Source organism: Micromonospora sp. NPDC049004, assembly GCF_040649315.1.
Classification (GTDB): Bacteria; Actinomycetota; Actinomycetes; order Mycobacteriales; family Micromonosporaceae; genus Micromonospora.
The window spans coordinates 540276-553223 of sequence record NZ_JBEZFG010000003.1 but is presented as its reverse complement, the minus strand read 5'-3'; the positions used below and the strand labels follow the sequence as shown (position 1 = coordinate 553223).

The following is a 12948-nucleotide window of genomic DNA, read 5'->3' as shown; positions in this document are numbered from 1 at the left end:
CAATGAAGAGAAGTCGCATACTCGCCACGGTGGCCATGCTCGCGGTCGGGAGCGGCCTGGTCGCCTGCTCCTCGGACGAGGGCGGCAGCGACGCGAGCAACTGCACGAACACCATCACCAAGCAGAACGTGCCGGTCGTGACGATGTGGGGGTGGTACCCCAACACGCAGCTCGTCGTCGACAACTTCAACAAGCTGCACGACGACGTGCAGGTCTGCTGGACCAACGTCGGGCAGGGCGGCGACGAGTACGACAAGTTCCAGACGGCCATCTCGGCGGGCACCGGCGCTCCCGACGTGATCATGGTCGAGGCGGACCGAATCCCGACCTTCCAGATCCAGGGCGCGCTCGTCGACATCAAGCAGTACGGCTACGACGCGGTCAAGGCCAACTACGGCGAGGGCGCCTGGAAGGACGTGTCGGTCGGCGACGCGGTCTACGGCGTTCCGGTCGACGGTGGCCCGATGGGCATGATCTACCGGAAGGACATCTTCGACAAGTACAAGATCAGTCCGCCGAAGACCTGGGCCGAGTACGAGCAGGCCGCGCAGAAGGTCAAGGACGCCGGTGGTCCGCTGTTCGGGGACCTCGGCGCGAACGTCCCGGCGGTCCTGATGGCGCTGCAGATCCAGAAGGGCGCCGCGCCCTTCACCTTCGATCCGGCGCAGCCGAAGTCGATCGGGGTGAAGCTCAACGACCAGGCGTCCAAGGACGTGCTCGACTACTGGGGCGGGCTCGCCCGCAAGGGCCTGGTCGGTACGCAGGACCAGTTCACCCCGGAGTACATCTCCGGCGTGATCAACGGCAAGTACGCGACGTACATCTCGGCGGCCTGGGCGCCCGGCTACCTCACCGGCGCGGGTGTCGGTAAGGGTCAGGACACCGGCAAGTTCGCGGTGGCGCCGCTGCCGCAGTGGGATCCGGCCAACCCGGTGCAGGTGAACTGGGGTGGGTCGGCCTTCTCGGTGACCAAGCAGGCGAAGAAGCCGGAGCTGGCGGCGAAGGTCGCCTACGGGCTCTACGCCGACAAGGAGTCACTCACCGACGGCTGGACCAACCAGATCATCTTCCCGCTGAACCTCACGGCGCTCAAGGATCCCGCGTTCGTCGACCTGAAGGTGGCGTTCTTCGACGGCCAGCAGGCGAACAAGGAGGTCTACCTTCCCGCCGCCGAGGCCTACAAGGGTGTCGCCTACGCGCCCTTCGGTCAGTACTACCTCGACGCCATGACGAAGCAGGTCAGCGAGATCATCAAGGGCTCCGTCACCGGGTCGCAGGCTGCCGACAAGCTCCAGGAGGACGTGGCGAAGTACGCCAAGGAACAGGGCTTCACCGTTCAGTGACACCGATGGGTGGGCCGGCACCGGCCGGCCCACCCACGGTCCCCAGCGTCCACGTCCCGGAGACCAAAGATGACACTCCTGACCGAGAAGCGCGCACGGCGTCCCCAGAATGAGACGCGCAAGATCCGTGGCAAGGTGCACCTCCGCGAGCACCTGATGGGGTGGCTCTTCGTCGGGCCATTCGCTGTCGTCTTCCTGGCGTTCCTCATCGCGCCGCTGGCGTACGCGCTGTACCTCAGCCTCTTTCAGAAGAAGCTGATCGGCGGCACCAGCTTCGTCCTCTTCGACAACTACGTGAAGGCGTTCACCGACCCGAGCTTCCTGTCCGGGGCGTGGTTCGTCATCCGCTTCTCGCTCGTCTCCATTCCGCTGCAGATCGTCCTCGCGCTCGTGATGGCCCTCATCCTGGACTCGGTGACCACGCTGTTCGCGCGCTTCTCCCGCCTCATGATCTTTCTGCCGTACGCGATCCCCACCGTCATCGGGGCGGTGATGTGGGGGTTCCTCTACAGCAAGGGCTTCGGCCCGCTCACCGACATCTTCGGTCTGTTCGGCGCCACCGCGCCCGACTTCCTGGGCAGCAACCTGATCTTCTATGGCCTGCTCAACGTCGTCACCTGGCAGTGGGCGGGCTACTACATGATCATCCTGTACGCGGCGTTGCAGGGAGTCGACCCGACGCTCTACGAGGCCGCCCGGATGGACGGCGCCGGACGATGGCAGATCGCGACCCGCATCAAGATCCCGCTGATCGCGCCCGCGTTGATCCTGATCCTGGTCTTCTCGCTCATCGGCACCCTGCAGTTCTTCAACGAACCGCAGATCCTGCGCTACCTCGCCGCGGGCACGATCGGCTCCGACTTCACGCCCAACATGTACGCGTACCAACAGGCGTTCTCGCTCGCCAACTTCAACTACGGGTCCGCGATCTCGTTCGCCCTCGGCGGCATCGTGTTCATCTGCGTGTACGCCTTCCTGTTCTTCACCCGCAAGCGGAGGAGCTTCCTGTAGATGACCGACCACACAAGCGTCCGCGCAGGCTCTCGCCGCCCGCAGCGCTATCTCCCTCTGCAGATCCTCCTCGGCTTCCTGGTGATCTATTTCCTCGTGCCGTTCTGGTGGGTCATCGTCAACAGCTCCAAGGACGCGCCGGGCCTGTTCGGTGGCGGCAACACCCTCTGGTTCACCGACCAGATCGACTACCTCGGCAACCTCAAGCAGCTCTTCACCTACGACGGTGGCATCTACCTGCGGTGGATCCTCAACTCCACCCTGTACGCCATCGCCGGCGGAATCGGCGCCACGGTCCTGTCGGTCATGGCTGGCTACGGCTTCGCCAAGTACCGGTTCGCCGCGCGGCGCTTCAGCTTCGCCGTCGTGCTCGGCGCGCTGATGGTGCCCGCCACCGCCCTGGTCATCCCGACCTTCATCATGTTCTCCCGGCTCGGCATGACGAACACGGTCTGGGCGGTGATCCTCCCGTCGCTGCTCAACCCGTTCGGCGTCTACCTGATGCACGTGTACGCGCGCGACGCGGTGCCGGACGAACTCCTGGACGCGGCGCGGGTCGACGGGGCGGGAGAGGTGCGGACGTTCATCCAGATCGCCCTTCCGCTGATGCGCCCCGCGGTGGTCACCGTGCTGCTCCTGTCGGCCGTGGCGTCCTGGAACAACTACTTCCTGCCCCTGGCCATGCTCTCGGACAACCGGCTCTTCCCGGTCACCGTCGGCCTAGGCCTCTGGCAGGGGATCGCGTCGGCGAACAACTCGGGAGGCACCTCGCTGTGGAGCCTCATCATCCTGGGCTCGCTCGTGTCCGTGATCCCACTGGTCATCGCGTTCTTCAGCCTGCAACGACACTGGCGCGGCGGACTGTCCGTCGGAGGCCTCCGGTAGGCCGCCCTTCCCACCAGGAGCCCGGGCGGATGAACAGAAAGGTGTGCTGATGTCGACGACGGATCGAGCGCTGCGTAGCGGGCAGTGGTTCGGCGCGGAAGGCCGTAACGGGTTCATCCATCGGTCCTGGATGCGCAACCAGGGTTTCGCGGACGACGTCTTCGACGGTCGCCCGGTGATCGGCATCGCCACCACCTGGTCGGAGCTGACGCCCTGCAACGCCCACCTGCGCGACCTGGCCGAATCGGTGAAGCGGGGCGTGTGGGAGAGCGGCGGTCTGCCGCTGGAATTCCCCGCGATGAGCCTGGGTGAGCCGCTCATGCGACCCACCACCATGCTCTACCGCAACCTGCTGGCGATGGAGTTGGAGGAGTCGGTCCGCGCCAACCCGCTCGACGGGGTGGTCCTCCTCTCCGGCTGCGACAAGACCACTCCGGGCCTGCTGATGGGGGCGGCGAGCGTCGACCTGCCGACGCTGATGATGACCGGCGGGCCGATGCTCAACGGCAAGTTCCGCGGTCAGGACATCGGCTCGGGCACCGTCGTCTGGCGCTTCACGGAGGAGATGCGGGCCGGCCGGATGACCGCCGCGGACTGCGCCGAGGCGGAGGTCGGCATGTCCCGCAGCCGGGGCCACTGCATGACAATGGGCACCGCCTCCACGATGGCGTGCGTGACCGAGGCGCTGGGCGTGCAACTGCCGGGGGCCGCCGCCGTGCCGGCAGTCGACTCCCGGCGGTACGCGCTCGCCCAGGCCGCAGGCCGCCGGATCGTCGCCATGGTCGGCGAGGACCAGCGGCTGTCCTCGGTGCTCACCCGGGAGGCGTTCGAGAACGCGATCCGGGTCAACGCCGCGATCGGTGGCTCCACCAACGCCGTCGTGCACCTGCTCGCGATCGCCGGCCGCCTCGGCGTGCCCCTGTCGTTGGAGGACTTCGACACCCTCACCGCAGACGTGCCGCTGCTGGTCAACCTGATGCCGTCCGGGGCGTACCTGATGGAGGACTTCGCCTACGCGGGGGGCCTTCCGGTGGTGATGAAGGAGCTCGCGCCGCTGCTGCACACGAACCACATCACCGTCAGTGGCAGGAGCGTGGCGGAGAACGTCGACGGCGCGCAGTGCTGGAACCGGGACGTCATCGCCACCATGGAGGAGCCGTTCCAGGCCGCCGGTTCGGGGACCGTCGTGCTGCGCGGGTCGCTCGCGCCGTCCGGGGCGGTGCTGAAGGTCTCCGCGGCCTCGGCCCACCTCCTCACGCACACCGGCCCGGCGCTCGTCTTCGACCGGATCGAGGAGTACGTCGTCGCCGCCGACGACCCGGACCTCGACGTCACAGCCGACACGGTGATCGTCGTGCGCAATGCCGGCCCACGTGGCTACCCGGGCTTCCCGGAGGTGGGGAACGTGCCCATGCCCCGCCGGTTGCTCGCCGACGGCATCACGGACATGGTGCGGATCTCGGACGCCCGCATGAGCGGCACCGGCTACGGCACGTGCGTCCTGCACGTGGCGCCGGAGGCCTCCGTGGGCGGGCCTCTCGCGCTGGTACGCACCGGCGACCTGGTCCACGTCGACGTCACCACGCGTCGCCTGGACCTCCTGGTCGACGATGCCGAACTCGCCGAACGCCGTGCCGCCTGGGAACCGCCACCGCCGGTGGCCGATCGAGGGTGGACGCGGCTGTACAGCGAGCATGTTCTGCAGGCCGACAGCGGCGCGGACCTCGACTTCCTCGTCGGTGGCAGTGGCAGCGCAGTGCCCCGTCACTCACACTGACGGCCCCGGAACGTACGAGGAAACGACTCATGGAAGAACGGACGGCCCGCCAGTGCGAGTTCACACGGAGAAAGCGGTGACCGCCGCCCATCGGCCACCGGTGATGGCGGACGTCGCCCGGCTGGCGGGCGTGTCGCACCAGACGGTGTCCCGGGTCATCAACGGGGCACCCGCCATCAGGCGCGAGACGCGGGAGCGGGTTCTCGAGGCCATCCGACGGCTCGACTACCGCCCCAACACCGCAGCCCGCGCGCTGGTTCGCGGACGCTCCGGGATGATCGGCATCATCGGTACGGCCAGGACGCTGTTCGGTCCGACGAGTATTCACCGCAGCGTCGAGGATGCCGCCCGCGCCGCCGGCTACTTCGCCACCTCGGTGAGCCTCTCGGAGGTGACGGTACGCGCGCTCAGCGACGCCACCGAACACCTCATGCGCGTCGGCGTGGAGGGCGTCGTGATGATCGCCGGCAACGACGAGGCTCTCGAGGTGGTGCGGATGACCCGATCCGGTGTCCCCTTCGTGGTCGTGGAGGGCGATCTGTCCAGGGCCAGCGTCACCGTCGGCGTCGACCAGGTGCTCGGCGCCCGGATGGCGACCGACCACCTGCTCGGCCTCGGGCACCAGGAGATCGTGCATGTGTCAGGTCCGCTCAACTGGGCGGAGGCTCGCGCCCGCCGCGACGGCTGGCGTGCGGCGATGAGTGCGGCGGGCCTACGCCCGCCCGAGCCGGTCCAGGGTGACTGGATGGCCCACAGCGGCTATGTCGCCGGACTGCGGATCTGCGAGATGCCCGGGACCACCGCGGTCTTCGCCGCCAACGACCAGATGGCCATCGGGGTGCTGCGCGCGCTGCACGAACGGGGACGGCGAGTGCCCGAGGACATCTCCGTCGTCGGATTCGACGACGTCCCCGAGGCGGCGTACCTGATTCCGCCGCTGACCACGATCCAGCAGGATTTCGGCGCGGTAGGTCAACGGGCCATCACTGCCGTCACCCAGGCCATCGACGACACGGCGCCGCAGCCACTGCCGTTGGTCGTCCCCAAGCTCGTGGTGCGTGCGAGCACAGCGCCGCTGAGCGGCACGTGAGCGACTGTGACCCGCCGCCCGCCCGAGCGGGCTCGGCGTGACGCCGAGCCCGCCCGGTTCGGTCCAACCGTGATCATTAGTTCAGGGCGGTGAGCCGGAACTGCTGGTTGGTCTGGCCGTGGCAGTCGTAGAGCTGGACCTGGGCGCCGTTGGCGGTGCTCCAGACGTCCAGGCATCGTCCGGACTGGACGCTGCTGATGGTGCCGTTGGAGTTGACGTTCCACTGCTGGTTGGTCTGGCCGTGGCAGCTGTAGATCTGCACGGCCGCGCCGTTACCGGTGCCCGCCGCGTCCAGGCACATGGTGCCGTACACCTGTAGTTGTTTGTTGGCGGTGTAGGTCCACGCCTGGTTGGTCTGCCTGTTGCAGTCCCAGAGGTGCACCCGCGTGCCATTGGTGCGCGAGGCGTTGGGCACGTCGACGCACCGGCCGGACTGCGTGCCGACGATCTGGCTGGCCGAGCCGGGCGGTGTGGTGGGTGTGACGGTGGGCGTCGGTGTCGGGGTGCTCGTCGGGGTGGTGGTCGGCGTCGGGCTGGTCGGCGTCGACGGCAGCAGCGGGCAGGTGCTGCGGTAGGTGACCACGCCGCTGTTGTCCAGCAGCGGGCAGAGGAACTGGCTGTACCGGGCGTCGTTGTCGAGGAACATCTTGACGAACGGCAGCATGGTCCGGACCAGCACGGGGTTCGACCGTCCGACCATGAACCCGTGGTCCGCGCCGGCGACCTCCAGGTACGTGCTCTCGGTCGTGGTCGGGAGGCTGTTGTACAGGCCGGTGGCGTAGGACGGGGTGACCACCGTGTCCGCCTGGCCGGCGAAGATCATGGTGGGCACCCGGTCGTTGGCCAGGTTCGACGACGGCGAGTACGGCGCGATGCCGACGACCGCCTTCAGCGACGGACGCCTGGTGGCTGCGCTCAGCGCCCCGCCGCCGCCCATGGAGTGGCCTGCGACCGCCAACCGGTTGGGGTCGACCCGGTCGCGTACCGGGCTCTGCTGCGTCAGGTAGTCCAGCGCGGCGAGCAACTGGGTGCCGCGGGCCGTGTCGAAGTCGTTGCGGCTGTTGGTCTCGATGCCGATCACGACGAAGCCGTGGGAGGCCAGCCACGGGCCCATCCAGGCCAGTTCGGCGGAGAACAACGCGGTGTAACCCGGGGAGATCGCGATGGCCCCGAAGGTGCCCTGGCTGGTGTCGGTCGGGTAGTAGATCCGGCCACCGTTGAAGCCGTACCCGGTCGGGACGCTTACCGACGTGTTCGCGAAGGGGCCGTTCACTGCGGTGACGCTGGCCGCGGTGGGGTCCGGGCCGCGCTGGTACGGGTTGTCGGCGGCCGATGCCGACCCCGTCGCCACGGTGATGGTGAGCAGCCCGACCGCTGCGGCGATCCCGGCCGCGGCGAGCTTGAGGAGCCGTCCGCGCGAACGCGGGGACGTTCGGTCGGCATGGGTGTCACCCGGGGGCGGGGGGTGGTCTGCGGGTCCTCGCACTGTCGGTACCTCCTGGTGGTGGATGAGTGCCCCGACGCTGTCCGATCGTCGGCGTTGCAGCGTCAGCCGACCCGCCCGGTACGGCAGCAGGCCGTAGTCGCCGCGGGAGCTGAGACTGGCCAGCAGCGACGCAATCAGAGCGGCAACTATCGCGGCTGTTCCGGAAACAGTGGGCGTCCGGATTCGGTACGCCCGGGGGGACGGTTCCGGGAAATCATGCTGATCCGCTGGGGGTGGGCTCGACGGTCACGCTCGGGCCTCCAGAGCTGAGTGGATCATGTTAACGTTCACAGCGATCGATGGCTCTCAGGCTCGCAGAATGTTCCAGGATTTTCAACCGGTAGTTTCGGGCCTGTTACGGGTCAATCGAGCGGCGCGCGGCCCCCGCCGGGTCCCAACACGACGCGCCGCTCGGGACCTGACCCGAGCGGCGCGTCTTCGACCGGCTGAACGTTCCCGAGGCGGGAACGCGAAGAGCCCCTACGCGGGTGGTGGCGCGGTCGACCCCCGGACCCGCAGCGACGGGCTGATGACGATCCGGTGGGTGGGGCGGTCGGGGTCGGCGAGCCGGTCGGCGACGAGGCGTACGGCAGCCCGGCCGATCGAGCGTCGCGGCGGTCGGACCGCGGTCAGCGGCGGGCTGAAGAGCCCGGCGATCTCGTCGTCGTACGCCACGATGGAGAGGTCGCCGGGAACGGACAGGTGCCGCTCCTCGCAGCGCTGCACCAGCGCGATCGCCTCGGCGTCGGCGTGCACCAGCAGTGCCGTCGTCCCGGTCGCCTGGCACTGGTCGAGCACGTCGTCGAGCACCGTGTCCCGCTCCGGTGACCGCGTGTCGGGCACCACGGCCACCACCGTCGCGTCCGAATCGAGGCCGCACTCGGTGGTGGCGTCGAGCCAGCCACGCCGCACGTGCTGGCTGGTGGGGCTGTTGGCGTCGAGCACCAGGCCGACCTTGCGGTGACCGAGCGAGGTGAGGTGGCGTACGGCCATGGCCGCGCCGAGCGCATGGTCGGTGACCACCGACTCCAGGACGGCGTGATGACTGCCCACCGTGGCGGTGCGTTCCAGCAGGACGACCGGGACGCCGACCTGGTCGAGCCACTCGATGGTGCGCTCGGCGGTCGGCGAGTCCATGCTCGGCGCGATGATCAGCGCGTCCACGTCCATCCGCTCCACCAGGCGGGCCAGTTGCGGCTGGTCGTCCTCGGTGTCGTACGAGGAGCCGCGGAGCACCACACGCATGTCCAGCTCGCGGGCGGCGCCCTCGACGCCGCGCGCCACGTCCGGCCAGTAGTAGTCCAATGAGGGCACCAGCATGCCGAGCACGCGTCCGACGAGCGGGTTCCGAGCTGCGGCGGGCGGTTCGTCGGGTGCCGGGACGTCGTCCGGCAGGATCAGGGCGACCCCGCCGTGGACCCGGCGAACCAACCCTTCGGCGGCGAGTTCCGCGATGTCGCGCCGGATGGTGACCGGCGCGGCGCCCAGCACGTGCGACAGGTCGGAGATGCGCATCGAGCCGTCGCGTTGCAGCGCTGCCAACAGTTGCTGGCGGCGGGCGACCTGAAGCGGTGCGCGGGAAGCCTCCGCCGTGGCGATGACAGGACTGTCCTTGGTCATGGGGGACCTCCGAGGAACGCGACGGTCGTGACCCGCCGTCGACCCGAGCGGCTGTGATCGATTGTGATCGTATCAGAGCGGTTATGGCGTCCAGAGTGGTGATGGATCAGTGTGCGGGCAGGGTTGCCCGGGCCGCAGGCGGTGGAACGATCTCCAATGGGAGCTTTCTGTCCACATTGAGGGCAAATGTTGGTAGCTCCGGCCCAGGCCGACCCCGGTGACGGTGTGTGCCTTTTTGATCGTATGTGTTCGTCTGGTTTGAGAACAGCATTGACTTGATCTGATGTGAGCGTTTTACTTCGGAAACCCTACGGATGCCGGGGCGTCACATTCCTGGCAACGCCCTCGCTCGCCACATTCCACGGAGACGGATCGATGCGACAGGATCTGGGATGACGTCCGGGACGGCCGGCCGGTCAACGCCGGGGACGGCCTCGGAGGCCGCGACCTGGAGCCGGGACGACTGGCTGGGCCTGGCCGACCGGATGCTCGCCGCGGTCCGGCCGTTCGCGTCGCCCGGCCACGCCCTCGTCAACCTTCCCGGGCCGGAGGGCGGTTACGGGCGGGCCGTTGACGGCCTCGAGGGTTTCGCCCGCACCTTCCTCCTGGCCGGCTTCCGCATCGCGGGGGCCAGGGGAGTGGGCATGGACGAGCTCGTCGACAGGTACGCGGCCGGCATCGCCGCCGGCACCGATCCGGGCTCCCCGGACCGCTGGGTGCGCCTGGACGAGCACCCCCAGGCGAAGGTGGAAGCCGCCTCCATCGCGCTGGTCCTGGACCTGACCCGCCCGTGGATCTGGGACCGGCTGCCGTCCGCGGTGCACGAGCGGGTGGTCGACTACCTGCGCCCGGCGGTCGGCGACGACACGTATCCACAGATCAACTGGGTCTGGTTCCGGCTGGTCGTACAGACGTTCCTGCGTTCGGTGGGTGGGCCGCACTCGCTCGACGAGATGGCCGCGGACCTGAGCACGCACGACGGCTTCGCCCGCCGGGACGGCTGGATGTCCGACGGGCCACACCGCGCGTACGACCACTATGTGGGCTGGGCCCTGCACCTGTATCCGACGCTGTGGGCCCGGATGGCCGGCGCTGCGGACCTGGCCGAGCAGCGTCGCGATCGGGACCTGGCCAGCCTCGACCGCTTCCTGAGCGACGCGGTCGCGCTCGTGGGCGCCGACGGGTCGCCGCTGATCCAGGGGCGAAGCCTGATCTACCGCTTCGCCGCGGCGGCGCCGTTCTGGGTCGGTGCGATCGCCGGCGTGCCCTCGGTCAGCCTCGGCCAGTTGCGTGGCGCGGCCACCCGCATCGTGCGCCACTTCGTCGCCAACGGGGCCCCGGACGAACGAGGACTGCTCACCACCGGCTGGCACCGGTCGTGGCCGAGACTGGCGCAGTCCTACTCCGGACCGGGCTCGCCGTACTGGGCCAGCAAGGGCCTGCTCGGCATCGCGCTACCCGCCGAACATCCGGTGTGGACAGCTCCCGAGGAGCCGCTGCCCGTCGAGGAGCGGGACGCGGTGCGGGCGGTGCGCGCGCCAGGCTGGTTGGTCTCCGGCACCCGTGCCGACGGCATCGTCCGTGTCGTCAACCACGGCACCGACCACGCCGTAGAGGGCGCCACTGTCGGAGACTCCCCGCTCTACGCGCGACTGGGCTACTCCACCGCCACCAGCCCCGTCCTCGACGACAGCGGCTGGGCCAGCCCACTCGACCAGTCCGTCACTCTCGTCGACGGCGCGGGCCGGGCCACCCACCGCGCCGGAATGCGCCTGCTGACCGTGCACGTCGACACCGACGGCGTGGGCGTGGCCGGGTCACGTGGCCTCGCCCGCTGGGTCGACCCGGACCCGGGCCAACGCGATCATGGCGGCGGCCGGGCGGGCCGGTCCCGACCGGCCGGGCACCTCACCGTGTACTCGGTGGTCCGTGGCCCCTGGGAGCTGCGTCTGACCCGCGTCGACGACCTCGCCGACGGCATCGAGGCCGATGCGCTGCGGCTACGGATCGGCGGCTGGGCCATTGCCGGGGACGCGACGGCAACCCTTCGCGGCGACGCGGCGGCCGTGACCGGCGCCGGCCTGACCAGTCGGCTCGAGAGCGTGCACGGCGGCGGAACCGCCGGCGCCACCACCCTTGCGCACGGCGGGCCCCTGGCCGGCGGGCTGGTCGTGCCCTGGCTGGAGCACCCCGTCCGGCCGGGCGCATGGGCCGCGGCCCTCCTCGAGTTGTCCACGGTGCCGGCGTCCCGGGTCGGGCAGGCCTGCCAGGCCGTGATCACCGAGGACGCGCGGGGCCTCCACCTGGCGGTGGACTGGCCCGACGGGATCAGCACGTCGACCCATCTGGACACGGAGCACCCCAGGCCCAGCCACGCGGCCTGGTTGCAGTGCGGGCCCGACCGGGCCCCTGACCTAAGGAGAAAGGGATGAAGCGTGCGATACCCGCCGTCATCAGCGCTGCGACGGCCCTGACGCTTGTTCTCGCCGGTTGCGGCGGCGGAGACGAGCCGGTCGACCCCAATGCCCCGGTGACCATCACCCTGGCCGGCTGGACCCTGTCGTCCACGCCCGAGTTCAAGACGCTCGCCGACGGCTTCAAGGCAACCCACCCGAACGTGACGGTGCAGCTCAAGGAGTACGCCGCAGGCAACGACTACGACACCCAGATGATCACGGACCTGGCCGCCGGCACCGCCCCGGACGTCTACGTCATGAAGACCCTCAAGAACTTCTACACGTACCAGAGCGGTGGTCAGCTGCTCGACGTCTCCGACGTCACCTCCGGTCTCGGCTCGAGCCCGGCGCTCACGCCGTACCAGGTGGACGGCAAGGCGTACGCGGTGCCGTACCGGCAGGACTCGTGGGTGCTGTTCTACAACAAGGACCTGTTCGCGAAGGCGAAGGTGGCCCCGCCGGACGGCAGCTGGACCTGGGACGACTACACCGACGCGGCGAAGCGGCTGCACACCGGGCTGAAGGGGGCCGGCTCGAACGCGACGGGCGCGTACCAGCACACCTTCCAGTCGACAGTGCAGGGATTCGCGCTCGCCCAGACCCCCAACGCGGATCTGCTCTCCGGGGACTTCGGCTACCTGAAGCCGTACTACGAGCGGTCACTGGACCTGCAGGCGGCCGGCGCGCAGCCGACCTTCGGCACGGCGAAGACCAACAAACTCACCTACCAGGCGCAGTTCGGCAAGCAGCAGTCGGCGATGCTGCTGATGGGCACCTGGTACGTGGCCACGCTGCTCAACCAGCGCAAGAGCGGAGACGCCGACACGTTCGGGTGGGGCATGGCACCGGCGCCGCAGTTCGACAAGTCCACCACCGGCACCTCCGCCACTCCTGTCACCTTCGGCGACCCGACTGGCCTGGGGATCAACCCGAAGATCAGCAAGTCGAAGGTCGCCGCGGCCAAGGCCTTCCTCCGCTACGCGGGCGGCCCGGACGCCGCAAAGGCGCTGGCCGGGATCGGCATCACCCCGGCCCAGGTCACCGACGCGGTCACCGCGACGCTGTTCGGGCTGGACGGCGTACCGCAGGACGACCTGTCGAAGTTCGCCTACGCGAAGCACACCGTCAAGCCGGAGAACCCGGTGTCGAAGCACACCGCCGGCCTGCAGAACCTCCTCAACGAGACGCACTCGGCGATCCTCTCCGACGGCAAGGGCGTCGACGCGGAACTGAGCAAGGCGCAGACCCGTGCCAAGAACGAGGTCCTCAACCAGTGAGCT

9 protein-coding genes are annotated in these 12948 nt (G+C 69.2%); 7 read left to right on the top strand and 2 right to left on the bottom strand.

Annotated features, from left to right (window positions below):
* The first annotated feature begins 2 nt into the window (after positions 1-2).
* From AB0B97_RS11790 to AB0B97_RS11770, 5 genes are all read left to right on the top strand, one after another.
* On the top strand, positions 3-1343 hold the full coding sequence (locus AB0B97_RS11790; RefSeq protein WP_357492908.1) for an extracellular solute-binding protein: 1341 nt from the start codon (positions 3-5) through the stop codon (positions 1341-1343).
* A gap of 69 nt (positions 1344-1412) precedes the next feature.
* Positions 1413-2354 (top strand): sugar ABC transporter permease, encoded by a 942-nt coding sequence (locus AB0B97_RS11785; protein ID WP_357492906.1) that lies wholly within the window; start codon positions 1413-1415, stop codon positions 2352-2354.
* Positions 2355-3239, top strand: coding sequence for a carbohydrate ABC transporter permease (locus tag AB0B97_RS11780; protein ID WP_234581062.1), 885 nt, complete (start codon positions 2355-2357; stop codon positions 3237-3239). It begins immediately after the preceding gene.
* Between the two features lie 49 nt (positions 3240-3288).
* Complete coding sequence (locus AB0B97_RS11775) at positions 3289-5016, top strand: IlvD/Edd family dehydratase (protein ID WP_357492904.1); 1728 nt, start codon at positions 3289-3291, stop codon at positions 5014-5016.
* A gap of 76 nt (positions 5017-5092) precedes the next feature.
* Positions 5093-6106 carry a LacI family DNA-binding transcriptional regulator gene (locus tag AB0B97_RS11770; RefSeq protein WP_357492902.1) on the top strand — a complete coding sequence of 338 codons (1014 nt, stop codon included), beginning with the start codon at positions 5093-5095 and terminating at the stop codon, positions 6104-6106.
* 76 nt (positions 6107-6182) lie between these two features.
* On the opposite strand, the gene AB0B97_RS11765 is transcribed toward AB0B97_RS11770, so the two are convergent.
* Positions 6183-7592, bottom strand: a complete 1410-nt coding sequence (locus AB0B97_RS11765) for a ricin-type beta-trefoil lectin domain protein (RefSeq protein ID WP_357492900.1) — start codon at positions 7590-7592, stop codon at positions 6183-6185.
* A gap of 480 nt (positions 7593-8072) precedes the next feature.
* Complete coding sequence (locus AB0B97_RS11760) at positions 8073-9212, bottom strand: substrate-binding domain-containing protein (protein WP_357492898.1); 1140 nt, start codon at positions 9210-9212, stop codon at positions 8073-8075.
* 392 nt (positions 9213-9604) lie between these two features.
* Between AB0B97_RS11760 and AB0B97_RS11755 the strand changes: the two genes are divergently transcribed.
* The gene (locus AB0B97_RS11755; protein WP_357492896.1) at positions 9605-11644 is read left to right on the top strand and encodes a DUF2264 domain-containing protein; all 2040 of its coding nucleotides are present in this window, start codon (positions 9605-9607) and stop codon (positions 11642-11644) included.
* The gene (locus AB0B97_RS11750; RefSeq protein WP_357492894.1) at positions 11641-12945 is read left to right on the top strand and encodes an extracellular solute-binding protein; all 1305 of its coding nucleotides are present in this window, start codon (positions 11641-11643) and stop codon (positions 12943-12945) included. Before AB0B97_RS11755 ends, AB0B97_RS11750 begins: the two co-directional genes overlap by 4 nt.
* Positions 12946-12948 lie beyond the last annotated feature (3 nt).

Coding starts and splice junctions, on each gene's coding strand:
- AB0B97_RS11780 (WP_234581062.1), top strand. CDS start 2,355: ATGACCGACCACACAAGCGTCCGCGCAGGCTCTCGCCGCCCGCAGCGC.
- AB0B97_RS11790 (WP_357492908.1), top strand. CDS start 3: ATGAAGAGAAGTCGCATACTCGCCACGGTGGCCATGCTCGCGGTCGGG.
- AB0B97_RS11750 (WP_357492894.1), top strand. CDS start 11,641: ATGAAGCGTGCGATACCCGCCGTCATCAGCGCTGCGACGGCCCTGACG.
- AB0B97_RS11775 (WP_357492904.1), top strand. CDS start 3,289: ATGTCGACGACGGATCGAGCGCTGCGTAGCGGGCAGTGGTTCGGCGCG.
- AB0B97_RS11760 (WP_357492898.1), bottom strand. CDS start 9,212: ATGACCAAGGACAGTCCTGTCATCGCCACGGCGGAGGCTTCCCGCGCA.
- AB0B97_RS11755 (WP_357492896.1), top strand. CDS start 9,605: ATGACGTCCGGGACGGCCGGCCGGTCAACGCCGGGGACGGCCTCGGAG.
- AB0B97_RS11785 (WP_357492906.1), top strand. CDS start 1,413: ATGACACTCCTGACCGAGAAGCGCGCACGGCGTCCCCAGAATGAGACG.